The organism is Mucilaginibacter sp. Bleaf8 (assembly GCF_018390515.1).
GTDB lineage: Bacteria > Bacteroidota > Bacteroidia > Sphingobacteriales > Sphingobacteriaceae > Mucilaginibacter.
Genome location: NZ_JAHBBK010000001.1, coordinates 32,300 through 58,033 on the forward strand (window position 1 = coordinate 32,300; position 25,734 = coordinate 58,033).

Consider the following 25,734-nt stretch of genomic DNA (forward strand, 5'->3'; position numbering starts at 1 on the left):
CAAAAATGGCCGAACTTAACTGTTCGGCCATTTTTGGTTTTGTATGGTAGCTGATTCTACAGCTGTTTCAATTTAATGTTTTTGTAAGATACAACGGCACCGTGTGATTGTAGGGCGATGTGGCCTTTCTGATATTTTGCAAAGTTCTTCCAGTCTTTAAACTTGCTGTTATTCAGCAGTTCAGTCCATTCGGGGCTGTCCATCTGTACATTGATCACCTCTTTGTTGTTCAGCCAAAAAGTAAGGTGGCCGTTCTGTTTGCGAATTCTGGCGGTATTCCATTGGCCGGCAGGTTTTGCAGCATCGGCAGGGGCAGCCTTTAAATCGTATAGTGAGCCCGCCAGGTGATTGGCTTTTTTATTGTCTTCGGCTTTTTCGTTATCCAATACCTGCATTTCAATTCCCGACAGGTAAGTAGCACCCAAAGCCGGGTCTTCATGCACACCGAAAATAATACCGCTGTTGCCGCCTTCGGCAATCTTCCAGTCTAACGATAGGTCAAAGTTTTCATATTCTGCATCAGTAACCAAATCAGCCTGACCGGGCAATTTAGGATCAAGTTGCAAAGCGCCGTCAACAACTTTCCATGCGCCGGCATCTTGTTTAAGATAGGCATGCCAGCCGTTGGTGGTTTTACCGTCAAAAAGTTGCTGCCCGCTTTTTTTGCTTTGCGCAAACGACGTGTACTGTAGCATTGCTCCGATAGCAAGAGTACTTAAGATAAACTTTTTCATTTTAGTATAGAATGTAAATTTATGCGGTGAATGCCGCTAAGGTTGATAATTAATATTTATAAATAGATGGTTAATAATTCTTCCAACAGCATATTGATTATCCATAGGTATTTTACAGGCATAAAGCACGGGTCACCATATAGATTATTTTAGGTTTTATAAATTGGTTGGGCGCTAACGCGGAGGTAAGATAGTAAATTTATTATTTCTGTATAATTAAATTTCTGGTTAAAGGGGAGCAGGGATTCCTTCGCTTCTATATGAGCAGATAACCGCGTTGCCAAAGCACATCTATAATTTAGTATGTAATAGTAAACGTATGCACGCCAAGTAAACGCTTCGCGTTTTATTTATAGTTATCTCTCTTTTAATTATAAAATTCCTATTTTAAACCGCCAATTAAAACCAAACTACATCGCCAAATCTATGAAACCAACCAGACGGGATTTTATCCGCCAGACTGCTGTGGCAGCCGCTGGAACCTACGTGGGCACTATCGGTATGAGTGCCAAAAGTTATGCAAATATTATAGGTGCAAACGACCGCGTTCGGGTAGGCGTTGTAGGCTTTTCCGACCGTTTCAGGCAAGCCCTGTTCCCGGCTTTTCAAGGCCATTATAAAGAGTTGAATTATGACATCGTTGCTGTATCTGATATCTGGAACCGCCGCCGCGATGAAGGGCAGGCTTTTCTGAAAGATAAATTGGGTCATGATGTTCAGGTTTGCCATAATAATGATGAGCTGTACAAGCTGAAAGATTTGGATGCCGTAATCATAAGTACAGCCGATTTTCAGCATGCACAACATGCCATTGAAGCCGTAAAGGCTGGTTGCGATGCTTATGTTGAAAAGCCATTTGCCGAAACTATGGAAGATAACCGGGCTGCACTTAAAGCTATTAAAGCAGCCAATAAAATCGTGCAGATCGGTTCGCAGCGCCGTAGCGGATCTAACTATCACGCTGCAGCAAAGTATATCCAATCGGGTAAGTTTGGTAACATTACGATGGTTGATTTAACTTGGAATGTAAACCAGCCCGGCAGGTGGCGGCGGCCCGCATTGGTAGGCCAGATCAAAGAATCAGACACCGACTGGAAGAGATTTTTAATGAACCGGCCTTATGAGGCCTGGGACCCGCGAAAGTATCTGGAGTACCGCCTTTTCTGGCCATACTCTTCCGGGATGCCGGGGCAATGGATGAGTCATCAGATTGATACCGTGCACTGGTTTAGCGGGCTTAAGCATCCGCGTAGCGTAGTGGCCAATGGCGGTATTTATCAGTGGAATGATGGCCGCCGTAATTGGGATACCACAACAGCGGTGTTTGAGTATGGCCCGTTGGATAATAAGGAAGGCGGCTTTCAGGTGGTTTTCAGTTCGCGTATGCACAATGGCGATGAAAAGCCGGCCGAGATATATTATTCTGTAGGCGGCGAGCTCAACTTAATTACCAATAAGGTTAGTCCAGCTGGCGGTTTGCAAGAAAAGCCTGCGGCCGACATGGGTATGAAACCGGTATTGCTGAGTGAAGAAACCTTGGCCGATCCATCCGTAAAGGCTGTTGCATCTGCCAACACCGGGGCCGACCAGCTTACATCCAATCATATGCGCAATTGGATGGAGTGCATTCGTAGCCGTAAGCAACCCAATGCGCCGGTAGAAGCAGGCTACAGCCATTCTATCGCTACCATTATGACCAACGCGGCCGTTCGCACAGGTGCTAAGGCAACCTTCAACGAACAAACGCAGGAAGTAATGGCTGGTGGTAGGCCGTTTAAATATTAAGTTAATTATAAGTAGTGAGTAGAAGAACTTTTATAAAACAAACAGGGGTACTTGCCGGGGGCTTATTGTTGCATAGCGAGTTAAGCAATGCATTTGCTGTGCCTAAGGCTTTGGGTATACTGAATGTAGGTGTGATTGGCTGCGGCGACCGCGGCAAGGGGCTGATGGCCGTTATGAACGAGGCTAAAGATCAGTTCAGAATAACAGGTATTTGTGACGTTTTGGATTTCAGGATTAATGAGGCACGTAAAATGATACCTGACGAGAAACCAACCGCTTACAAAGATTACCGGCAGCTGCTGGATAACAAAAGTATTGATGTCGTTATTATAGCAGTGCCATTGAATATGCACTATCAAATTGCTGCCGATGCCCTGGCGGCGGGCAAGCATATTTACCTGGAAAAAACCATGACCTACAACATACCGCAGGCGCAAAACTTAGTTGCACTGGCGGCCAAGCATCAAGGTCAAATACTGCAGGTGGGGCACCAGTATCGCTATACGCCCTTGTATTTCAAGGTAAAGGAAATGATTGAAAAAGGGTACCTGGGCAAGGTGGTGCAAATAGATTGCCGGTGGGATCGTAACTGGAACTGGCGGCGTGCCGTGCCGGAGCCCTCGCTTGAGAAAAAGATTAACTGGCGGATGTATAAAGAATATTCTGGAGGCTTGGTGGCCGAATTGCTTTCGCACCAGATTGATTTCATAAACTGGGCGTTTAATACGCATCCCGACCAGATATTGGCCGCCGGTGGCATTGACTATTACAAAGATGGCCGCGAAACTTTTGATAACGTACAGGTGCTGTTCAGGTATGCGAAAGACGGCATGATAGGCAACTTTGGCGCTACCTGCGGCAATGCGCACGATGGTTACATCTTTCGGATAAAAGGCACTAAGGGCATGGTTTCGCTGCTGATGGACGAAGGTATTTACTATCCCGAAAGAGATGCCCGCAAGGAACTGGAAACGGTAGACGGCGTTACAGGCGCTACAAAAATTACCTGGAACAAAGATGGCGGCATTCCCATCCTGAAAGAAAAAACCCGTGATGGAAGCTGGTACGCCTTAACCGACTTTTATCAGTGCATAGCACAAAAAAAGCAGCCGGTATCTAATGTGTATACCGGTGCCACAACAGCTATATGTGTTCATTTGGCTAACAATGCTTTATATACCAATACGCCCGAAACCTGGAAATCAACCTATAATTTTCAAAGACAATCATGATTACTAAAACACCGTTGCGCACTTTAATTACCGGATTAGCCTTAATTGGCGCATTTGCAGGCCGCAGCCACGCCCAGCAAAAGCAACAGGGCTGGACGGATTTATTTGATGGCAAAACACTTACCGGCTGGAAAAAGCTTGCCGGCGATGCTACCTATCAGGTTGAGAATGGTGTTATAGTAGGCACAACCGTTATGAACTCGGGTAACACCTTCCTGGCAACCGAAAAGGAGTACGGCGATTTTGTACTGGAGCTGGATGCCAAGATAGAAAGTACCGTAAGTAACTCCGGTGTGCAAACCCGCAGCCATTACAATCCTGACGGGCATAACGGCAAAGGCTTGGTTTACGGCCGGCAATTGGAGATTGACCCATCTGACCGTAATTGGAGCGGGGCTATTTATGATGAGGGGCGACGCGACTGGCTTTATACCGGAGCGCTAAATCCGAAGGCGCAAGGTGCATTCAAAGTAGGTGAGTACAACCACCTGCGGATAGAATGTATAGGCAATGAAACGAAAACCTGGATCAATAATATCCCGGTGGCCTATGTGGTAGATACCGTTGACCAGAAGGGTTTTATTGCTTTACAAGTGCATGGTATTAGTAAACAGGAGCAAGCCGGTAAAAAGGTGTACTTTAAAAATATCCATATCAAAACCAGCGGACTTAAGCCAATGCCTTTCCCGGCTGGTATTTTTGTAGTAAACACGGTTCCGAATTATTTAAGTCCTTATGAAGAAAGCACCGGTTGGAATTTGCTGTTTGATGGTAAAACTACGAACGGTTGGAAAGGTGCTTACAAACCTGCTTTCCCCGAAAGTGGTTGGAAGGTAGAGCAAGGGCAGTTAACGGTACTATCTTCGGAGGGTAAAGAATCGGCCAATGGTGGCGATATTGTAACTAAGCAGGAATATGGCGCGTTTGACCTGTCTTTTGAGTTCAAATTAACGCCCGGCGCTAATAGCGGCGTTAAATATTTTGTAACGCTAACCGAAAATAACACGGGTTCGGCCATTGGCTTGGAATACCAGGTACTTGATGATAAGCTGCACCCCGATGCCAAGCTGGGCCGCGATGGCAACCGCACACTGGCTTCACTGTATGATCTGATAAAAGCCAATAAACCCGAGCGCTTTATACGCCCAATTGGTGAGTGGAACCGGGGGCGGGTAGTAGTTTATCCCGACAACCGCGTAGAGCATTACCTGAACGGTGTAAAAGTGGTGGAGTATACCCGTGGTTCTAAAGCGTTTAGGGATTTAGTTGCTATCAGCAAATACAAAGACTGGAAAAATTTTGGCGAAGCGCCCAAAGGTCACATTCTCTTACAGGATCATGGGAACCAGGTCAGCTTCCGGAGCATCAAGTTAAAAGAATTGAAATAGATACATGAGATGCCTCATCCTAATTGTTGGCTGTCTGCTGTTTCTAGGGCTTAGGCCTGCGCCACCTTTACGGGCTTACCACATCAGTGGTTTTGCGCAGGGTACTACCTATCATATTACTTACTATGCAGCAGATAGCATGATCAAACAGGATGAGATTGATCGTGTTTTGACGCATATAGATAGTTCTCTTTCTATCTACCAACCTTATTCGTTAATCAGCCGGTTCAACCAGTCGGAAGGTGGTATTGTTATAGATACACTCTTAAGATCAGTTGTTTCTAAATCCATAGAGGTTTATCAAAAAACAAGTGGCGCTTTTGATATTACTGTACTACCGCTGGTAAACGCCTGGGGGGTTGGGATAAAGAAATTAAACAGCCAACCCGACTCGGCAACCATAAAAGCTATTTTGCCTTGTGTAGGAACGTCGCTTATTGCCTTATCAGACAGCCGGCTTATCAAGAAAAAGCCATGTGTGCGTATTGATGTAAACGGAATAGCGCAAGGTTATTCCGTTGATGTGCTGAGTAGCTATTTAGATGGAAGAAAAGTTAGTAACTATCTTGTGGAAATAGGTGGCGAACTGCGTGTAAAAGGTAATAATCCGCTAACTGGAAAATCCATGCGTATCGGTATTGAAGCACCCCAGCAATCCGAGTTTACTGATGGATCATTTCAGCGGATTATGCACCTTAGCCGGGGTGCGGTTACCACGTCAGGCAGTTATCGCAAATTCTACCAGTCGGGTGGCAAAACTATATCCCATCTCATTAATCCAAAAACTGGCTATACTGCTGATAATGATTTGATAAGTGTAACCGTATATGCGCAAAACGCCATTACGGCCGATGCCTATGACAATGCTTTGATGCTGATGGGACTAACCAAAGCGAAAGCTTTTGCAGAGGCAAGTCATGAAATCGAAGCCTTTTTCATCTATAGAAAGCCGGACGGTACCGTTGCCGATACCGCCACAACGGGATTTTACCGGTTGCTTGAGCAACCGAAAACTTAAGATCAGGAATGGCAAAACTATAAACATCTATCAAAATCTGCATCCGTATGAAAACACGTTTAAGAATTAATGCTAAAAAATGGCATTGCGCATGGGGCTTAATCCTTTATTTGTTAAGCGCAGGCCAGGTGTTTGGGCAAAAAGCAATGAGTATGGGTAAGAAATAGCTTAACTATACCTTACCCGCAGGTAAATCAGTGACCTTCAAACATAGATTATCTATCGTTTCCGGCACAATTTCGAGCGACCAGATCAATCAGCAATACAAGCTTTTTTGTGCAAAATAAACCACTTAAAATAACAAAAGCCAACACCAGTTTTATACGCATGCTGGCTCTTGTTGTGCCTGCTGTTAATTAGGATTGATGCAGACTTTCTATCTTTTGGGCGATAGCCTGTAATAAGCCTACCTCCAGGTTGTTTTCTTTACTGGCTACCTGTTCCGGACTTACTAACGCCCGGTAGTTTCCTTCTTCATCAGGTTCAAACTGTACTGGTATGCCGTCCAAATCTACCTCTATCCGGTGTATATAACCATACTGCCGAAGCTGCGCATCGTATTTCAATAATTCGCCTTTATAAGTTAGCTCTAATAAAAAACGTTCGTCCATATCCATACAAAGATACGCCTTCCAGATTTTGTTTGGTCGCTTTATCCTTCTGTTTAAAATCACTTTATAAAGTGTTAGCTACAGCTTTTCGTCTTCGCAACCCCTTGTAAGCATAAATTCTCATGGTCGCCTCATTAAATGAGGTTTGTTTTGCTGTATATAGCACTTGATAAAAGACATTATTAACATAATCTATACACCATTAAAAATATCGATTTTTTTAAAACGATATCCTTGGTGCATATTTGTAACGCAGACACTCTGTCTGCAATTGTGATAAGGTTTAGGTTGAAAGCCTCCAAGCTGCAAGAGCGAGGAGGCTTTTTTATTTACAATGTCCTATCCAAACATCTATTTATTCCTTGTTTTAAATTAATATTTTGGCAATATGAATTTAATTCTCATTTTGTATAGGAAAACTTTCAATTATTAGTATTTTGTTCTGTTTTTAAATACGTCCTTAAATTGGCTGCTCATCCGGGCAGCATACTAACAGAGCCAGATTGTTGCGTGAATCATTAAAGATAGTTGCTATTAAATGCTTAATTTTAACTTAACCCGGCCGCAAGAACTTGAGTTCAAGTCTATCTTTGAGCGCTATAAGCGCCAAATTTATACCCAGGTATATACTATAGTTAAGTCGCAGTACGCAGCTGAAGAAATAACGCAGGAAATTTTTATTAAGTTATGGCTGAGTCAGGATGCCTTGCAGCAGGTTAAAAATTTAGATGGATATATTTACACCATCGTACGCAACTACTCCTTAAACTATCTTCGAAAAATTGCAAGCAATGCCAGGCTGGTAAATGAGTTGCAACGCGTGGCTGTTACCGGCTTCAATAACACCGAACAGGAAATGCAGGTTACGGAGTGCAGGCAACTTATATCTAAGGCTGTAAATCAGCTTTCACCGCAACGCCAATTGGTTTACCGTCTCAGTAAAGAAGATGGTTTAAATTATGACGAGATAGCTGCGCAATTAAACCTTTCCAAACACACTGTCAAAAATCATCTCATGGCAGCTTTAAGTTTTATCAATTCCTATCTTACAAGAAACGGCGTAAATCCAACCCTGGTAGTTGTGTTCACTCTTTGTAATTTGTTTTAACCTTAATTATATAGTTGATATACTGGTTTTTCTTAAATTATGGTTGAAGTTTTTATTTTCAGACCGTTTTTGATGGGTATATATCAATAATTCATTGAAAATATTGATTAAATAACATTAAATAGATTGTGTTATTGTTATTTATTCATTATTAGTGCCTTATTTTATTGTTAGAATCACTAAATTCCGCATTATTTAAATTTGATGTGAAAAAAAAGTCCACTTTTGATTAGTCTGTTAGAGGTTTTGTTGTGTCTTTAGTTATAGAATCAGTAAGATAGATGGAAAAATATCAGCGTCAGTCCGAGCTCTTAGATAAATATATGGCTAATTCGTGTACCAAAGCCGAGTTCGATGAGCTTTTGGAGATGCTGAAACAAGCCGACAGCTTTGATGCATTCGACGCCTCTATGCGTAAAAGTTGGGAAGAGGCAAGGCAAACTCCTTTGTTACATACAGTAAACTGGAATGGCATATACCGTACAGCAATTGGTAACCGATGGTTAGGTAGGCATTCTAAATTTATAAAATATGCAGCTTGCATAGTAGCGATTTTGATGATTGGCAGTGTTATACTTTACAAAAAGCAACCTGTCCCAACAGTATATGTAACGCATCGCGTACCAGCTGCCCAAACAAAGGTACTTGTTTTGCAGGATGGCACCCGGATTACCTTGAATGCTAATAGCGAATTGCGCTACCCTGAAAAGTTTACAAGCAATAGCCGCGAGGTATATTTAAAGGGCGAAGCTTATTTTCAGGTAGTGCATAATGATAATAAACCATTTATTGTACGCGCCGGCAAGTTAAAAACGCATGTACTGGGCACTTCTTTCACGGTAGCCGCTTATTCACCGCAAAAGCCCATGGTAATAACCGTACTTACAGGTAAAGTAGCCGTGAAGGATGAATCGTCAAAAGCCGTGGCCGTACTAACCCGCGGCCAATCTGCCACCAGTCGACCGGGGCAAAATAAACTCGCACTCGGCATGATGGCCGACCCACAGGATGCTATTGCCTGGACTGAAGATAAGCTGATATTTGAAAATGCCAGTTTAGAAGAAGTTGCTACAGCACTTCACAATAAGTATGGCGTGGAGGTGAAGGTTGCCGACGAGAAGTTGGCGCAGCAGCACATTACCGCAATTTTTCAGCACCAGCATTTAAACAATATTTTGAATGTATTGGCTAAGCTTACGCATTCAAAATACATGCAAAAAGAGCATGCCTACCTGTTATATAAGTAATTAACTAATGTGTAAACTTAACCCGTACTGCCTATAGATATAAAAGGATACAAAAAAAAGGTTGAATGTGGTTCCAGCACACTCAACCCTGTAATCCGGGCCAGGCCCGGCTGAATTCATAGTACATCCCGTAAAGGGCATTTCATCACTATAAATTTTGACCAAAGATATGACAAAAAAATCATTGTCCTGTCGCTTAATGCGCAAAGCTTTAGGCCGGACAGTTATTATTAGCCTTATTTTTTCTTTACTCTACGCTCAGGTTTTTGCAAAAGGGAACTCCATTCAGGATCTAAACCCCAAGATTTCGTTACGTGTGGTCAATATGCCTGTCAAAAACGTACTTAAGCAAATCAATAAAGCAACCAAAATAAGTTTTGTTTTCAGTAACGCAATTGTTACCAACCAGGCGGTAAGCATTGATGTGAAAAACGAAGAATTGAACGCCGTATTAAAAAAGATTTTTGAACCGCTGGGCATGGCTTTCTCCATATCGGGTAACGTTATACTGATAGATAAAAAGCCGGTTGCCACACCCGAGGCCGCTGCAAATAAAGTTGTACAAATAGCAATTAGTGGTAAAGTTACCGATAACGCCGGTGCGCCGCTGCCCGGTGTAAATGTTAAGGTAAAAGGTACTACAGGTGGTACCAGTACCAACATAGATGGTAAATACACCATAGCTGCACCAGATGATAATGCCGTATTGGTGTTTTCTTTTATGGGTTTTGTGCCCCAAGAGGTGCCTGTGGCAAACCGCAGTGTAATAGATGTAAAGCTGCAGGAGGCATCAAAAGATTTGAACGAGGTGGTGGTTACCGCTTTAGGTATATCACGCCAAAGAAAAGCATTAGCCTATTCCGTTACGGAGGTTAAAGGCGATGAGTTTACCCAGGCACGTGAAAACAACGTGGCTAATGCACTAACTGGTAAAGTTGCAGGTGTAAATGCCACCGGCTTATCCACCGGTCCGGGCGGGTCAAGCCGTGTCATCATTCGTGGTAACGGATCATTTGGGGGTAACAACCAGCCGCTTTATGTGGTAAACGGTATGCCTATTGATAACAGCGTACCTGGCGGTAGTGCTACTACCAACGGCGGTGCGGGCAACGTTGACCGCGGCGATGGTATTGCCGGCATCAACCCCGACGACATAGAATCAATCAGCGTGCTTAAAGGTGGTACAGCAGCGGCGCTCTATGGCGCCCGGGCAGGCAATGGTGTAATCCTAATAACTACAAAAAAAGGCCGTGCACAAAAAGGAATAGGTGTTGAGTATAACGGTACTTATACTATGGAAAGCCCTGCCGTATTTCCTGACTGGCAATATGAGTATGGTCAGGGTGATGGCGGTGTAAAACCTACCACACAGGCTGCGGCTATTCAAACAGGTCGCCGGTCGTTCGGTGCTAAAATTGACGGTTCCACTTATATCGGTGCAGATGGCTTGCAGCATCCTTACACCGCACAAAAAGATAACATCAAAAACTTCTACCGTACGGGCTCTACCTTTACCAATACGGTGGCTGCAACAGGTGGTAACGAGGCCGTTACTTATCGTTTTTCGGTAGCTGATCTAAACAGCCAAAGCATTTTGCCAAACAGTAACTACAACCGCAAAACGGCTAACCTGAATGTAAGCGGTAAATTAGGTAGCAAAGTTACTTTTGAAGCGTTAGCCCAGTATAATATTGAACGTGCTAAAAACCGCCCTACCGCAGGCGATGCGTCCGGCAACCCCAATTGGAGCCCTTATATGATAGCCAATACGGCAGATGTGAGATGGCTGAATCCGGGGCATGATGCGAACGGAAATGAAACACCGTGGAACGATGCCTCTATTGCTACCAACGCATATTTTGTAGTAAATAAGCTTCAGCAAAATGATACCAAGAACCGGTTTATTGGTCAGGCTGGTGTTACTTATGAGTTCATAAAAAACCTTTCGGTAAAAGCGGTAGTAAGCCGTGATTTTTACTACTACAATTACAAATACATCGTTCCGACTGGTACGCTGTATTTTCTGAACGGACAGTATACTGAACTGAAAGTTGATGCATCAGAAACCAATGGTTTGCTAACACTGAACTATAATGGTAAAATAAGCAAAGACCTGGCTTTAACAGCATTTGTGGGTGGCAATCAGCAGCGCTCGGTTTATAATGAAACCAATATAACCGGTAGCAATTTCATTATTCCGTACTTCTACAGCTCCACCAACTTGTCTACCGTTTCCAATACGCCGACTAATAATAGAACGGCCATTAACTCGCTGATGGGATCTGCAGATTTAAGCTTTAAAAACTATGCTTACCTGACTGTTACCGGCCGGCAAGACTGGTTTTCGACCTTGAGCCCGCAAAGTAACAGCATTTTTTACCCGTCTGTAGGTGGTAGTTTCGTGTTATCCGAAGCATTTAAAATGCCTGCTGCAGTAAGTTATGCCAAGGTAAGGGCCTCATGGGCACAGGTGGGCGGCGGTGCACCTACACCTTATCAAATAAATCAGGCTTTCACTATGCAGCCAAGTTCAGGGCAGCCGTTACAGAATGTATCAAGCACAACGATCACCAACAATAACCTGCGGCCATATACCTCTACCACTACCGAGGCGGGTATCGAGGCCCGTTTCCTGAAAAGCCGTTTAGGTTTTGATATCACAGTATACAACCGTAAAACCACTAAAGATATCGTACTCACAGCAATTTCGGGCACCACCGGTTATAACAATGTGATCCTGAACGTGGGTGAACTGAACAATAAAGGTATTGAGGCCCTGATTAACGGTACACCCATTAAGGGCAGCAAGTTTAGCTGGAATGCGAGCTACAACGTAGCCTACAATAAGAATGAAGTAGTTAAACTGTCTGAGGGTATCAATCAATTACAAGGTGCGTCAACTGTAAACGGTTGGGCATACATTAACAATATTGTTGGCCAGCCCTATGGTACCATTGTAGGCACACGTATGCAGCGCGATGGTAACGGCAATGTAGTCTATAACCGTACTACAGGCCTGCCGGTAGCCACAGGCTTGCAGATGTTAGGCAACGGCGTTGCGCCGCTAACCATGGGTTTAACCAACGATTTCAAATACAAAAGATTTTCATTGAATGTGCTTCTGGACGGCAAGTTCGGTAATAAGATTTTCTCGTTGATGGAAGTATATGGTACGCGACTGGGTTTAATGAAATCGACGCTGCCCGGACGTGAGAACGGTCTGCAGCTAAACGGTGTCGACCAAGCCGGCGCGCCCTACTCAAGAGTAGTGCCTGTATCCGACCTGAGAAGTTATTACGATAATTATAAGTCGTATTCTGAACTCTTTTTGCATGATGCAGGGTTTGTAAAACTGCGTCAGGTCATATTGAGCTATGCTATCCCCGTTCAGAAGCTAAAGGCGATGAATATTCAAGGTGCATCCATCTCATTTGTTGCACGTAACCTGCTAACCATCTATAAACAGACCGACAATTTTGACCCTGAAGCGAGTTTCAATAATGGCCCAAGCCAGGGTTTTGAATCTCTCGGCTTGCCCAGAACACGCAGCTTCGGTCTAAATTTTATGGTTAGATTTTAATCAGCGCCAAATGCAAGCAAACGAATACTCAGTTGACAGAATGATTTTTAAATGTAATTAACATGAAAAGATATTTCCAAAAGTTCTCGGTGCTGTTGGCAAGTGCCTGTTTGGCTTTACAGGCTTGCGATAAGGGGTTCGAAGATATGAATACCAATCCGAATGCCTCCAGCAACCCCACGCCGTCTTATGTTTTCACCAAGGCATTGCTGGATGGGGCAGGCGACGTGCTTACTCTTTTACAGGGCACCATGCAATATACTACCAGCTATAATGATGTGGCAGGCTTTGGCGCCAAGTATGTTCTGAGCCAAAACCAGCAATCATGGACAGTTTTTAACAATGCTTACCCTAAAGAGATTAATGAGATAACCCAAGTAATCACAGCGGTATCAGGTAAACCCGAGCTGGTTAACCAGTTGGCAGCTGCCAGGGTATGGAGGGCATATTGCTTTAGCCGGGTTACTGATTTATATGGCGATGTACCATATGCACAGGCGGCTAAAGGTTATACCGAGGCAAACTACAAACCGGCTTATGATGAGCAAAAGAATATTTATGCTGACATATTGAAGGAACTGGATGAAGCTGCCGCTAGCTTTGATGCCAGCAAAGTAAACTTCGGCGCAGCAGATTTGATTTACGCTGGTGATGTAACCAGGTGGAAAAAGTTTGCTTACTCCCTGATGCTGCGCCAGGCCATGCGCATGACCAAGGTTGATGCTACCGCAGCCCGAACCTGGGCTCAAAAAGCAATAGCAGGCGGCGTAATTTTAGAGGATGCAGATATAGCCAAAGTAAATGGTTATGTACCGGCCGGGCAGGATATCAACAAAAACCCGCTGGCTTTATGGATGTATAATTCGGATTACAATCCGGCTAATTTTGGTACTAATAATCCCGAAGGCGGCAAGTTTCAGGATGTATTCATCAACTACCTTAAAAACAACAAAGATCCGCGCCTGGGTGTGCTGGCGGTAGTGTGGACAAGCCGTACCAAGGTTGATACTGCAGCGGCGCTTCAAAAAGGTATGTCGGCAACGCTAGGTACCAAGCCTGCCGATTTTGCCACTTATTCGGAACCAAATCCGGCCACGCTGCTCAAATTCGAAAGCCCATACTTTTTATTGACCAATGCAGAAACTAACTTTTTGCTGGCCGAAGCAGCCTTGCGTGGCTGGTACAATGGTACATCGGTTGGCGCCGCCTATGAGAATGGCATTCGCGCGTCTATGCGTCAGTGGGCCTTGTATGGTGCAGCAGGTAATATCAGCACTAATCAAATTGATACTTATATCCGGTATCATCAGTTAAACACCGCTGGTGGTTTTGAAAGCCAGATGGAGCAAATCTATACGCAATTCTGGGTAGGGGTGTTCCCTAACTCGCAGGAGGTATTTGCCACTTACCGTCGTACCGGTTTCCCGGCGCTTACGCCTAATAATTATGTAGGTAACGCTACAGGTGGTAAAATTTTCAGGCGGATGCAATACCCTAATACCGAGCAAAACCTGAACGGTCAGAATTACCAGGCGGCTATTGCCCGCCAGGGAGCGGACGATTTTATGACCCGCATGTGGTGGGACAAGCCATAAAACTTTAATCAGTTAATACAGATAGCTTTCCTGCGAGTAGCGCATTGCAAAAGCAGGCAAGCCTATCGCTTTATTATCAGTGATTACTTGGCTGAAATAAACTATACGTCAAAACAAAATACATTATGAAAGCAGAAAGAAGATCAATCGTAAAAAAGCTAATCGCTTCCGTAGGTGCCTTATCCGTATTTGGTATGGCAAAAGGAAGTACGCCACAAATCGAAGAAAAGGAAGTTAACAACGTGACTAACTATGAGGATGTGCCATTATTCTCTGGCTCAACCCGGATGGGCAATATGATATTTATAGCCGGCAAAGGTGCCCACGTTGAACCTTTTGAAATAAAAGCGCATACCGAAATTGTACTCAAAGAGTTGGAGGCTGAATTGAAAAAAGCCGGTTCATCAATGGAAAAGGTGCTGAAGGTAAACGTATACCTGAATGATATTGCCGACTACCAGAGCATGAATGAAGTCTATAAAGGCCGATTTGGTAAAAAGCCCCCCGTGCGTACCACCGTTGCAGTTGCCAAAGGCGGCGTACCCGGTAACTCGCTGGTAGAGATGGACTGTATTGCTTACGTGTAGAAGCAGTACGCAAAATACAAACTGTGGTAACAATTATAACCAAATTATGAAACGCAGAAACATCATCAAGGGGCTATCCATTTTGCCGTTTAGCGGCAGCATAGTGGCTGAAGCCGCTTCGTTCCATACGCCAATTAAGCCTGCACTTGCTCCAAAGCGTGACTTTTTTAAAGAGCTTGGGGTGACGCCGGTAATCAATGCATCCGTAACCATGACTTTCCTCTCAGGTTCATTAATGCAACCAGAGGTGCTGGAGGCAATTAACTCCACCGCACATGACTTTGCCAATATGTATGAGCTGCAGGATAAAGTAGGCGCCAAAATTGCCGAAATGCTGCATTGTGAGGCGGCTATGGTAACATCGGGCGCGGCTTGCGCTATGTTACTGGGCACAGCGGCAGCTATAACCGGTACCGATCCGCAAAAAATTAAAATGCTGCCCAATTTACCGGGGCCGCGACCTGAGGTGATAATGCAAAAATCGCATAGGTATCTATTTGATCAGGCAGTAACTACCACCGGAGCTAAAATGATTGAAGTAGAAGGTGCAGCTGAAATGGAGCAGGCCATTAACAGCAACACCGTGATGGCTCTATTCTTTAACGCTGCCGAGCGTAGCAGCATCACACACGAGCAGTTTTTGACCGTAGCTAAAAAGCATAACATTCCAACGTTTTTAGACGCAGCTGCCGATGTACCGCCGGTAGAAAACCTGTTTAAGTTCCAAAAGATGGGTTTTGATCTGGTCACCTTTTCAGGCGGTAAAATGATACGCGGGCCGCAAAGTGCAGGGTTGCTTTTTGGCCGTAAGGATCTGATTGCCGCAGCACGCTTAAATCATAGTCCGCATGAGGCTCCCATTGGCCGGCCTATGAAGGTTAACAAAGAAGAAATGTTTGGTATGTATGCCGCATTAAAGGCTTACCTGGAAAGGGATCATAAAAAAGAATGGGAAGACTGGCTGCAACGTACCAAATACATTGGCGGTAAACTGGAAACCTTGCAAACCGTTAAAACCAAAACCGTGGTTGATCCGGGGCCGGCCAACGCTTTCCCGAGCTTGTTTGTAACCTGGGATCAAAGCAAAATTAAAACAAAGCCCGAGGATGTGCTGGTAGCCCTTAAAACAGGAACGCCAAGCATTGTTGCCAACAGCCGGAACGAAAGTTTAATAGTTGGCGTAGTGCTGCTCCGGCCAGATCAAATAGATGTTGTGGCCAACCGGGTAAAAGCCGTATTGCAACAAGCTATGGCATAACATCAACAATTCAAGGTTGCCTTAAAAAGGAAATTCAACAGCTTAAATATTGAAAAATTTGAAAACGCTTTTTAACAGGCATGGGCATGCTATGTCTTTTTCAAAGCAGTTAAACCTATCTGAATGAAAAATAAACTCTTTATACTGCTGGCCGGTTTTGGCTTGTTTTGCCAGGCAGCGAGGGCGCAAACGTACAGCATCGTTATCAAAAGCGGGCACGTTATCGACCCGAAGAATAACATAGACGGTGTAATGGATGTGGCCATCAAAGATGGTAAGATAGCACAAGTAGCCAAAAATATTGATAGCAAGCAGGCTGTGCAGGTTGTAAATGCCAAGGGCTTGTATGTAACGCCGGGGCTGATTGATATTCACACACATAACTTTTTTGGTACACAGCCCGATCATCAGTATGAGAACGGTAACCTGGCCTTGCCGCCCGATGGGTTTACTTTTCGCAACGGCGTAACAACCGTTGTGGATGCAGGCAGCTCTGGTTGGCGTACTTTCCCAACCTTTAAGGCCCAAACTATCGATCAGTCGCAAACCCGGGTGCTGGCTTTTATCAATATAGTAGGCGAGGGCATGCGTGCGGGATATGAGCAGAATGCAAACGATATGGATGCAAAAATGTCGGCTATGGTGGCCCGGCAGTATAAAAATAACGTAGTAGGCTTTAAGGTTGCGCATTACGAAGGGCACGAATGGACACCGGTTGACCGTGCTGTGGAAGCCGGCAAGCTGGCCGGAAACCTGCCGGTGATGATTGACTTTGGCGGTAGTAACCCGCCACTGCCTATTGAGGAACTGTTTATGCAGCACCTCAGGTCGGGCGATATTTTTACGCATTGCTTTGGTCAGGTAAACGGCCGGGAACCTATTGTAGATATCCAAACCAAAAAAGTAAAGCCCTATGTATGGGAAGCCCGTAAAAAGGGTATTTATTTTGACGTAGGTTATGGCGGTATCAGCTTTGCCTACGCACAGGCTATACCGGCCACTAAAGAGGGCTTTTATCCGAACTCTATCAGTACCGATATCCATACCGGCAGTATGAACAACGCCATGAAAGATATGCTCACCACCATGTCTAAGTTCTTAGCCTTAGGTATGGATTTAAAAAGCGTTATTCAGGCATCAACAGCAAACCCTGCCAAGGAGATCAAACACGAAGAATTAGGAAACTTATCAGTAGGCGCTGATGCGGATGTAGCGGTACTGAATGTACGCGACGGCAAATTCGGTTTGTTTGATTATACCGGTTACAAGCTCGAAGCTAAACATAAACTGGAGTGTGAACTAACCATCAGAGCAGGTAGAATAGTTTACGACCTGAATGGCATTGCCGATCCGGTTTACGCACCACAAAAAGCTGTGAATGATCATTAAGCGTTAAAGACTATCTCAAAACCAATGAAACCTAAAGCTATTTTACTAATTGCGCTGCTATTTGTGCTTACTAAAGCTGATACATCCAGGGCACAAACCCTGTCTAAAGATGAACTGATATTTTATACATCTGCCTGGAAAGGAGAACGCTTTCCCGACGGCCGGCCCAAAATAAGCGATGATCTTATTCAGCGTGCGAAGAATATCGGTATTGAAGAAGCCTGGACTGTGCTGAGAAACGAAGGCTACAACAACCAGTTTGAGGGTAACTGGAAGTTGGTACATGATGATGTACCGGTAGTGGGCCGAGCAGTTACCGCTATGTTTATGCCTACCCGGCCTGATGTGGAGAAGAATATCAAGGATAAGGGTGTTAAGCAGGGCCGCAAAGGCAATACCAACGCCTGGCCCATTGATATACTGCAGCCTGGCGATGTGTATGTGGCTGATGGCTTTGGTAAAATACAAGGCGGCACCCTAATAGGCGACAATTTGGGTAACTCCATCTATAATAAATCGGGCAACGGGGTGATTTTTGACGGTTCTGCCCGCGATTTGCAGGGGCTAAGTAAAATCAAAGGCTTTAACGCTTTTGTGCGTGATTTTGACCCCTCGTACTTGGAAGAGATGGTATTGATGGGTTTGAATACGCCTATACGTATAGGCCGCGCTATTGTATTACCTGGTGATTTGGTGATTTCGGAAAAAGAAGGGGTGCTGTTCATACCGGCCCACTTGGCCGAAAAGGTGGTTGCCACAGCCGAGTTTATTGCCCTGCGCGACCAGTTTGGACAGGCCATGCTCAAATCCGGCCGCTTTACAACGGGTGAAATTGACAGCCAGTGGACCAGCCAAATTAGAGAGGCCTTTTTGACATGGCTGGCGCAAAGTGGCGAAAAGGTGAAAATGACCCGTGCTCAGTTAGACGCCTTTATGGAAAAACGGACATGGTAAATATTATGGTATCAAACTAATTAACCATCGCAACTATGTATAAAATTTTAACGGGCATATCAGCAGCGGGCATACTGATTGCTGCCATACTGTTTATAAGCGGACTCATTGCGCAAGCTGGGCCGGTTCTGATTGCCTCACTGGTTTTGCTGGCCGTGGCTTTCCGCGGCTTTGTTTCCCTCAAGGGGTTTTCCTTCACGCTTATTATTTTTGCTGCCATTACAACGGCCTTGTACTATCCAAATTACTTTGTACAGATCAATGGCTTTAAGCTGGCAACACTAATTACACCGCTAATTCAGCTCATTATGTTTGGTATGGGAACTTCCATGGGCGTGCAGGATTTTGTAGGTGTTATTAAAATGCCCAAAGGGGTAGTTATAGGCGTGTGCAGCCATTTTATCATTATGCCGTTACTTGGTTTTACGCTTGCCAAGCTAAGTGGTTTTCCGCCCGAAATTGCCGCCGGAATTATTTTGATAGGCTGCTCGCCCAACGGCATGGCCTCAAACGTGGTATCTTACTTGGCAAAGGCTAATCTGGCTTTGTCTATAACACTAACAGCCGTATCTACCATGCTGGCGCCGCTTTTTACACCGTTATTGATGAAGTTGCTGGGTGGCGCTTTTATTAAAATTGATGTGGTAGATATGATGTGGGATATAACCAAGATGGTTATTGTACCCATTGGTGCTGGTATCTTGTTTAATAAGTATCTGCTTAAAAGGGCAAAATGGCTGGAAACTGCTATGCCCTTGGTATCTATGTTTGGTATCGCTTTCATTATCGTCATTATCACAGCTGCCGGGCGAAGCAGCCTGCTCAACATTGGCTTTATGCTGATTGTGCTGGTACTGGCGCATAACCTGTTGGGCTATACGTTTGGCTACTGGGCCGGCCGGTTATTTAAAATGGATGAGCGGGACTGCCGAACCATGGCTATAGAAGTGGGTATGCAAAACGGCGGACTGGCATCAGGCTTAGCCAAAGAGATGGGTAAAATGGCAACGGTCGGCTTGGCACCAGCCATATTCGGCCCGTTAATGAATATAACTGGATCTATCCTGGCGAACTACTGGCATCGCAAGCCGGTGGATGATCGACCTAAGCCAGGCACCGAGTGATTAGTGAATTGTGCAAATACAAAGTAGCCCGTTAAACATTTGTTCAACGGGCTATTTTAATATATAACCATCAACTAAAAAGCTACGCTATTATTCCACGTTTTGCCTTGTTCCGGCTTTATAGTAAAGTCCGGCAAGTGCTTTCTGAAATCCAGCGATCATTTCCTCTCGCTTTATTTTCATATCTATGAGTTTGGATTCGCGGCTGTTGATCAGGAACAAAGTACTTTCGCCCAAATCGAACTTTTGTGATTCGCCGGTAAGCAGTATTTGCTGATTGCCGATGTTTTTAATTTGTATGGCCAGCTGCGATTCGTAAGCCTTTAAATCGTTGTACGATGCCAGCACTTCGTTCTGAATTACCCGGCCCGATTGCTGTAGGTCGAAGTCCAATTGTTCCTGCTTAATTTTTACCTCACGCAGTTTACCGCGTTCGGCCCTTAAAAACAGCGGGAACGAAAACTCAAGTCCTACCTTGTAATTGCTCCAGCCAAAATCATAATAATCGGGAACGTAGGTGTTAAAGCTACGCCGTTTAGAAAGCAGCGAACCGCTGATGTTGATTTTTGGCTTAAGCATTTCACGCCGGTAGCTGCGCTCAATGGCCAGTTGTCCGCTCTTGGCCCTAAGCTTTACCAGTTCGGGATGCAGGTTGGCTGCTTGTGTTACTAATGTATCTACCAACTGGCGGTCAACCTTTAAAGGTGCGGCGCTTTGCGGTACAGCATCTACAGGTAATTCCAGCGGGTTACCCTGATCGTTCCATAAATGGTTAGACAACACCAGGCGGGCATTTTGCAGCTCAATCTTCACCTTCTCTAACTGGATGCGGCGATCCTGCACGGTAATATTGGCCTCTACAGAATCAATCCCCGGCTTGTCGCCAACTTCGGTTTGGCCGCTTACTGCCCGGTACCTTTGTTCGGCCAGGCGCACGCCTTCATTAATCAGTTCAAACTGGCGGTACATGTAATACCAGTTCCAGTAGTCTTTAATGGCATTGTACCATACGCCGTTTATTTGTTTTACACGTTCGGCTTCGGCATAGCCTACCATAATTCTGGATTGCCTTAACGTGCTGCGGCGGGCATCAATAATTAACCCCTGACCCAAAGGTATACTCAGACCAATGCCGGTAAGGCCGGATAAGCTGGTGTGCGTTTCAGGGTTGGTATATTCGCCCACGTTACGGTCATAACCAACTTTCAAATCGGCGCCGGCAACCCAAAGGGGTACCTTCAGTTCACTGGTCCAGTGGTTGTAATATTCACTTTCGCCAAACAGTTTACGGCCAAAGGCCGCCTTTAAAGCAGGATCGAAATAACCCAACGATTGCAGCACATTAGCTCTTGCAGCTTCGCTTAGCAAGGCGGCTTGTTTCACAATTGGGTGGTTTTTAAAAACCAGTTCCTCAAAATCCTTTAAAGCAAAAGTTTTGCTTGTATCCTGAGCTTTATTGTTTTTGGCCTGGGCTGATACTTTTCCTCCCCATACAAGCAGTAAAAGGCAGCCAATAACCCCATAACATATTAATTTAAACTTCATGTTATTGTTGCGTTGTTACCTGTATTAAGCCTTTTTATCTTTACTATCACCTGTTTTACCCTCCTTAGGCTCTTTTTCCAAACTCGGCGGGAAGCCGTTCAGCTGACGCCATATCTCGTACCAAAGCGGCACCGAGCGTAAAATAACACGACCAAACGCGCCCGATCCTTGTCTTAGCTGTTCAGGCCACGCTTCGTCTTTGCTTGGAACAGGATTGGTTTGCCTAACCAGCAAACGGTATTTGCCGCCAGCACTGCTAACCCGGTCAATCACGGCCACTTTACCGGCAAACGTACCCACTGCTACTGATGGCCAGCCGGCAAATTGTACCGAAGGCCAACCCTCAAATTGCAGTCGTACATCGCTGCTGTCCAATATCAGCGGTACATCCATGGCGTCCACATAAATTTCAACCGCAACCATCGGCGATTTGGGTTGCAGCGTGGCGATTGATTCACCTTCTTTGATGTTTTCACCTATACCGGCCTTATACGTTTTTACAACAAAACCATCCTGTGGTGCACGCACCACATATAGGCTGCGCCTGATGCCGATGTTGGTAATATCGTTACGCAGCTTAGCAATCTCACCGCGCACGCTGGCACGGCTGGACACGGCCGAGCTCAGGTCGGACTGTGCTTTGGCTAACGATTCCTGATACTTGGCCCTAATATTATCCAGGTCAATCTGTGCGTTAAGCAGGTTCTGACGCGAGTTGTTTAGCTTGTTTTGCTGACTGATTACTTTCGCTTTATCGTCTTGCAGCTTTAACCTGCGGGTTTCAATATCCGTTAATGAGAACAGACCATTTTTGTAACCGGTTTCATAACGCACTAAACGGGCCTTGGTCGTTTCGTATGAGTTTTGAACGGCAACCAGATCGGCGCTGTCAATCTGTACATAATTTTCAGCCTGCCGCACTTTATTTTCAGCCGCCGATAATTGGAAACGTAAGCCGCTGGTCATGGCCTTAATTTGGGCGTTGGTTGCTTCTATTTTTTGGGCAGCAGCGGTTTCGCTGTTTTGCTTGGCATCCAGCTGCTCGTTCAGGCGTGTTGGCAGTTCAGGGTCAAAATACGACTGGCTGGTTTCGGAGATCACCAAAATGGTGTCGCCTTTCTTTACTTCCTGGCCTTCACGTACGGCCCAGCGTTCAATACGGCCGCCAATTTGATTTTGTACCGTTTGTGGTCTGTCTTCAGGACGTAATGCGGTTACGGTGCCACGGCCCGGAATGGTTTGCCGCCAGGGCAGTAATAAAATAATGATGAATGCCACCAGCAGCATCAGCATAATTTTGCCCAGAATGCGTGGCCCCTTGGCTACTAAAAGTTCTTTACTCGACTGGTTGGCCAATGCCTCCCAGTTGCGTAACTGTGCTGTATGATTTGATGTATTAGCCATGTTGTGCTTCTCCTTCCTCCAGTTCCAGATCGGTTACCACGGCCAGTTTTTCGCTGCCGGTTACCATGTCAAAAACAGTGTTCATGTTGGTCATTAATTTTTCAATAGCGTAGCTGATCTGTACAATGATCACCTCAGCCGCTACGAACTGGCCGAAAGTCATTTGGCGCTCTACCACAAAGTAAGAACCCAACAGCAACAGTCCGCCCATTAAAACGGTGCGCAGGGCCACTGCGCTTGCAAAAAACCTTTTTAGTATACCGAAATGATCATTACGTGCCCTTAGGTAGTTGGAAGTAATATCATCTGTTATGTTAATCACCTTAGCGCGTTCTGGCTCGTTGCGGTGCGCGTCTAATTTGTCAGCAACCTCTTCCAGATAGGCTACCACTTCGTACTTATGTTCCGACTCCTGGATGCTGGTGCGTACGCCTGCTTTAAAGTACAGGAACAATACTAAAGCAATAATAAGCAGCGTAAGTAAACCAAAGCCCATAAACACCGGATGATAGAAGGAGAGAAGTACGGCACTGAACAAAATCTGAACGGCCGCAGCTACAATGTCAACCAGCAATTTTGTCAATCCTTTTTGAATGGTGAGGATATCAAAAAAGCGGTTAACCAATTCGGGCGGGTTTTCGCCCGCCAGCTCTTCTTTTTTGATGCGGGGCAAGCGGTAGGCAAACTCCATCGCGGCTTTGGCAAATAGTTTTTGTTCAATAACCTCAACCAAAGTAAGCTGCCCGATGAGCAACAAACCGCCCAATACAATACCGCCTAATACGACGGCAATGAGGATATAGGTAGAACTATACATGGCGCCATTGGCCAGCAGGTTGTAAATGGCAGTGGTTCCAAGTGGCAGGGTGAGACCTATAAGGCCGATCAAACCTGCATAAATTAAGATATAATTGATAGTTGAACGCTCATAATGGAGCATGGTCACAAGCCTTTGCCACGGCGTGGGGGCATTGGCAGCATGTTTCTTTTTCATTTCTTAGCCAAGTAATAAATGGGAGATCAAAGTTTAATTCAGGAAAGTACAGACGTTGCCGTATCCGGAACAGTAAAAATTCCAGGCAACATGAATTTCAGAAATACCTTATGGAATGGCTAGAGCACGTAAGTTCAGTTTTTCGAACCGAACGGTTTTTGCCTATGCAGAGCATAGCAAATTGCTTTTACAATTAAAAAGGTATTGCTTATTAGACTAAAAAGTCGGGAGGCGGTGTGGGTACTGTTCGATGAGGGGCCTGAACAGGAGGGTGACTATCACACGAAAACTTCGATTCCATATCGCTGATCATTTCCAGCGGTACATGTAAATCGGTATAATAATCACATGAAAATATCTTCTTTTCGCTTTTGTCAAACAGATCTTCCTTGGTGTCTTTACCATCCTCTGTATTCTTTTCTACAGAGATAGGATCCGTTTCAGCCTTGCTGAGATGATGAATAAAAGGAGCGCCAGTTTTGAAAGCAAAAACACTTAGCAGTATTATGCTTATCAAACTTGTCAGTATATTTTTCCTGAAAACGCTCATTCGTATCTGCAAATATAGGGTTTCTACGTAGCTCATCAAACGGGTGTTATAACATATTTATTATAAAATTGTTTATAAATGTTTAACGAGTTGATAAAATTGAACGCTTTTAGTTAATTAAGCGAGTAGTTGGGATAGGCTAAAAACAAGAGAGGCATAACTTTATGTTATGCCTCTTTAAAAATTTAATTTACATCAAACCACAGCTTAGTGGTTAGCAAATCGGGGCCTTGGCGGCCAACTGCGGCTCTATAATTAGCGCCGTTAAGCGATTGTTCGGTTCCGGGGTAAATGAACCGGACCGGCATCTTGCCGTTCAGCGTACCCGCTACGGCCGGCTGCAGTTGAGGGTAGTCCAATCGGCGCCACTCGGCAAAAGCTTCCAGTCCCTGGCCAAACAGTGCAATCCACTTTTGTTCGCCTATTGATTTTTTGTAATTGGATGGATCGTATTTCACCGCATTTGATGAGGTATAAGCTGTAATGGCGTCATCGGCAATTCCGTATTGGCTTAAGGATGCCTTCACGGCTTGGGTATATAAATCAGCAGCGTTTTCATTAGTAAAACCTCTGGCGGCTGCTTCGGCACGGTCAAACAGTACCTCGGCATAGCTCATGATTACGGCAGGTGCACGCGGTGCGGTAAAGTAAGTGCCGGGTTTAGATGTTTTGTTGAAGCCCAGGTTACTGGCATCACCTACCAATAAGCCGTTAGGTATGCCCACATAATTCTGAGGCGTTGCATCTTTTGTTTTAGCCGCGTAAATAGGAAGGCGAGGGTCGTTCAAGGCAAAAAGCTTATCGACAATGGTTTTGCTGATACGGTAATCATCGCGCGTATCAAACAAGTTGCTGATAGGATTTTGATTGGGTGAGTCAGCGTAAACCAGCTGTGCAAGCTCGTTGTTTGAGCTGATGTAGCCGCTGCCTTCTGCTTGCATTTCTGCCAATACCTGCTTGGTTTTTTCAGGTTCGCGATCGGCAATGCGCAGCGCAATACGCAGGCGTAATGAGTTGGCGAATTTTTTCCACTTAGAGATATTATTGCTGTAAATAACATCGCCGGCAATGGCTTTACCTGAAGGATCGAGCGCGCTTTGTGCTGCTTTCAAATCATCAAGCACGGCAAAGTATACATCCTTTTGCGTGTCATACGCTGGCGTAAGGTAAGTATCAATGCTTGCTGCCTGTTTGTAGGGTATATCACCATAAGCATCTGTAAGCAGTGTTAGTACCCATGAGCGCAGCACCAATGCAACACCTTTATAATTGGTGTTAGCTTGTGCATCTGCCAGTTTAATGATTTGGTTAAGGTTAATGATGCTTCTGGAGTAGCCCACATTCCACAGTTCTTGCATGGCCGTGTTGGTATAAATGTACCTGTCGGGATCGGTGTATTGTATTTTTGCCCAGTGCTGTACAAAAAGCAGCGCGGCATCCATATTGTTGGTGGTACCCCAATAAGTATCTGCTGTTGTTTTGGTTGCTGCTGTAAGCAAATAATCGGGTTGTGCGGTTTGAGAGGCGTTAGGGTTCTGGTTAATTTCGGCCAAATCTTTTTTGCAAGCCGTAAATGATAACACGGAGCCCCCGGCTACTAAAAGAAATATATGTTTGAGTTTCATGGCGTT

The 25,734-nt window shown here is 44.9% G+C and carries 20 protein-coding genes; 13 read left to right on the plus strand and 7 right to left on the minus strand.

Going from position 1 to position 25,734, the window contains the following annotated elements; all coding sequences use genetic code 11:
* Nucleotides 1-56: 56 nt before the first annotated feature.
* The gene (locus KHS38_RS00140) at nucleotides 57-734 is read right to left on the minus strand and encodes a 3-keto-disaccharide hydrolase (RefSeq protein ID WP_213485787.1); all 678 of its coding nucleotides are present in this window, start codon (nucleotides 732-734) and stop codon (nucleotides 57-59) included.
* Between the two features lie 426 nt (nucleotides 735-1,160).
* Here KHS38_RS00140 and KHS38_RS00145 point away from each other — a divergent pair, with 426 nt between their 5' ends.
* The 4 genes from KHS38_RS00145 to KHS38_RS00160 are packed head-to-tail and all read left to right on the plus strand — an operon-like array spanning nucleotide 1,161 to nucleotide 6,157.
* Nucleotides 1,161-2,519: a Gfo/Idh/MocA family protein gene (locus tag KHS38_RS00145; protein ID WP_213485789.1), complete on the plus strand. Its 1,359-nt coding sequence runs from the start codon at nucleotides 1,161-1,163 to the stop codon at nucleotides 2,517-2,519.
* A gap of 14 nt (nucleotides 2,520-2,533) precedes the next feature.
* Nucleotides 2,534-3,751 carry a Gfo/Idh/MocA family protein gene (locus tag KHS38_RS00150; protein WP_213485791.1) on the plus strand — a complete coding sequence of 406 codons (1,218 nt, stop codon included), beginning with the start codon at nucleotides 2,534-2,536 and terminating at the stop codon, nucleotides 3,749-3,751.
* Nucleotides 3,748-5,139, plus strand: a complete 1,392-nt coding sequence (locus tag KHS38_RS00155; protein ID WP_213485793.1) for a 3-keto-disaccharide hydrolase — start codon at nucleotides 3,748-3,750, stop codon at nucleotides 5,137-5,139. The genes KHS38_RS00150 and KHS38_RS00155 overlap by 4 nt, the downstream gene beginning before the upstream one ends.
* A gap of 4 nt (nucleotides 5,140-5,143) precedes the next feature.
* Entirely contained in the window at nucleotides 5,144-6,157 is a 1,014-nt protein-coding gene (locus tag KHS38_RS00160; protein ID WP_213485796.1) for an FAD:protein FMN transferase, read from the plus strand.
* Nucleotides 6,158-6,513: 356 nt separating this feature from the next.
* Here the strand turns inward: KHS38_RS00160 and KHS38_RS00165 are convergent, their stop codons facing one another.
* Nucleotides 6,514-6,768, minus strand: a complete 255-nt coding sequence (locus KHS38_RS00165; protein WP_213485804.1) for a hypothetical protein — start codon at nucleotides 6,766-6,768, stop codon at nucleotides 6,514-6,516.
* Nucleotides 6,769-7,306: 538 nt separating this feature from the next.
* Here KHS38_RS00165 and KHS38_RS00170 point away from each other — a divergent pair.
* From KHS38_RS00170 to KHS38_RS00210, 9 genes are all read left to right on the plus strand, one after another.
* On the plus strand, nucleotides 7,307-7,876 hold the full coding sequence (locus tag KHS38_RS00170; RefSeq protein ID WP_213485805.1) for an RNA polymerase sigma-70 factor: 570 nt from the start codon (nucleotides 7,307-7,309) through the stop codon (nucleotides 7,874-7,876).
* Nucleotides 7,877-8,199: 323 nt separating this feature from the next.
* Nucleotides 8,200-9,123 carry a FecR family protein gene (locus KHS38_RS00175; protein WP_213485806.1) on the plus strand — a complete coding sequence of 308 codons (924 nt, stop codon included), beginning with the start codon at nucleotides 8,200-8,202 and terminating at the stop codon, nucleotides 9,121-9,123.
* A gap of 325 nt (nucleotides 9,124-9,448) precedes the next feature.
* On the plus strand, nucleotides 9,449-12,703 hold the full coding sequence (locus tag KHS38_RS00180; protein WP_249665229.1) for a SusC/RagA family TonB-linked outer membrane protein: 3,255 nt from the start codon (nucleotides 9,449-9,451) through the stop codon (nucleotides 12,701-12,703).
* A gap of 62 nt (nucleotides 12,704-12,765) precedes the next feature.
* Nucleotides 12,766-14,298, plus strand: a complete 1,533-nt coding sequence (locus KHS38_RS00185) for a SusD/RagB family nutrient-binding outer membrane lipoprotein (protein WP_213485810.1) — start codon at nucleotides 12,766-12,768, stop codon at nucleotides 14,296-14,298.
* A gap of 125 nt (nucleotides 14,299-14,423) precedes the next feature.
* The gene (locus KHS38_RS00190) at nucleotides 14,424-14,885 is read left to right on the plus strand and encodes a RidA family protein (protein ID WP_213485812.1); all 462 of its coding nucleotides are present in this window, start codon (nucleotides 14,424-14,426) and stop codon (nucleotides 14,883-14,885) included.
* Nucleotides 14,886-14,931: 46 nt separating this feature from the next.
* The gene (locus tag KHS38_RS00195) at nucleotides 14,932-16,143 is read left to right on the plus strand and encodes an aminotransferase class V-fold PLP-dependent enzyme (protein ID WP_213485814.1); all 1,212 of its coding nucleotides are present in this window, start codon (nucleotides 14,932-14,934) and stop codon (nucleotides 16,141-16,143) included.
* A gap of 123 nt (nucleotides 16,144-16,266) precedes the next feature.
* Nucleotides 16,267-17,532, plus strand: a complete 1,266-nt coding sequence (locus tag KHS38_RS00200; RefSeq protein WP_213485815.1) for an amidohydrolase/deacetylase family metallohydrolase — start codon at nucleotides 16,267-16,269, stop codon at nucleotides 17,530-17,532.
* A 24-nt stretch (nucleotides 17,533-17,556) separates the two neighbouring features.
* Nucleotides 17,557-18,486, plus strand: a complete 930-nt coding sequence (locus KHS38_RS00205) for an RraA family protein (RefSeq protein WP_213485819.1) — start codon at nucleotides 17,557-17,559, stop codon at nucleotides 18,484-18,486.
* Between the two features lie 35 nt (nucleotides 18,487-18,521).
* Complete coding sequence (locus KHS38_RS00210; RefSeq protein ID WP_213485820.1) at nucleotides 18,522-19,610, plus strand: bile acid:sodium symporter family protein; 1,089 nt, start codon at nucleotides 18,522-18,524, stop codon at nucleotides 19,608-19,610.
* 90 nt (nucleotides 19,611-19,700) lie between these two features.
* On the opposite strand, the gene KHS38_RS00215 is transcribed toward KHS38_RS00210, so the two are convergent.
* The 5 genes from KHS38_RS00215 to KHS38_RS00235 form a co-directional block, all read right to left on the minus strand.
* Complete coding sequence (locus KHS38_RS00215) at nucleotides 19,701-21,155, minus strand: TolC family protein (RefSeq protein ID WP_213485822.1); 1,455 nt, start codon at nucleotides 21,153-21,155, stop codon at nucleotides 19,701-19,703.
* A 24-nt stretch (nucleotides 21,156-21,179) separates the two neighbouring features.
* Nucleotides 21,180-22,559: an HlyD family secretion protein gene (locus tag KHS38_RS00220; protein WP_213485823.1), complete on the minus strand. Its 1,380-nt coding sequence runs from the start codon at nucleotides 22,557-22,559 to the stop codon at nucleotides 21,180-21,182.
* A complete protein-coding gene (locus KHS38_RS00225; protein ID WP_213485824.1) occupies nucleotides 22,552-23,553 on the minus strand; it encodes an ABC transporter transmembrane domain-containing protein in 1,002 nt (333 codons plus the stop codon). The genes KHS38_RS00220 and KHS38_RS00225 overlap by 8 nt, the downstream gene beginning before the upstream one ends.
* A 211-nt stretch (nucleotides 23,554-23,764) precedes the next feature.
* The gene (locus tag KHS38_RS00230) at nucleotides 23,765-24,139 is read right to left on the minus strand and encodes a hypothetical protein (protein WP_213485825.1); all 375 of its coding nucleotides are present in this window, start codon (nucleotides 24,137-24,139) and stop codon (nucleotides 23,765-23,767) included.
* Nucleotides 24,140-24,288: 149 nt separating this feature from the next.
* Nucleotides 24,289-25,728: a SusD/RagB family nutrient-binding outer membrane lipoprotein gene (locus KHS38_RS00235; RefSeq protein ID WP_213485827.1), complete on the minus strand. Its 1,440-nt coding sequence runs from the start codon at nucleotides 25,726-25,728 to the stop codon at nucleotides 24,289-24,291.
* Between the last annotated feature and the right edge of the window lie 6 nt (nucleotides 25,729-25,734).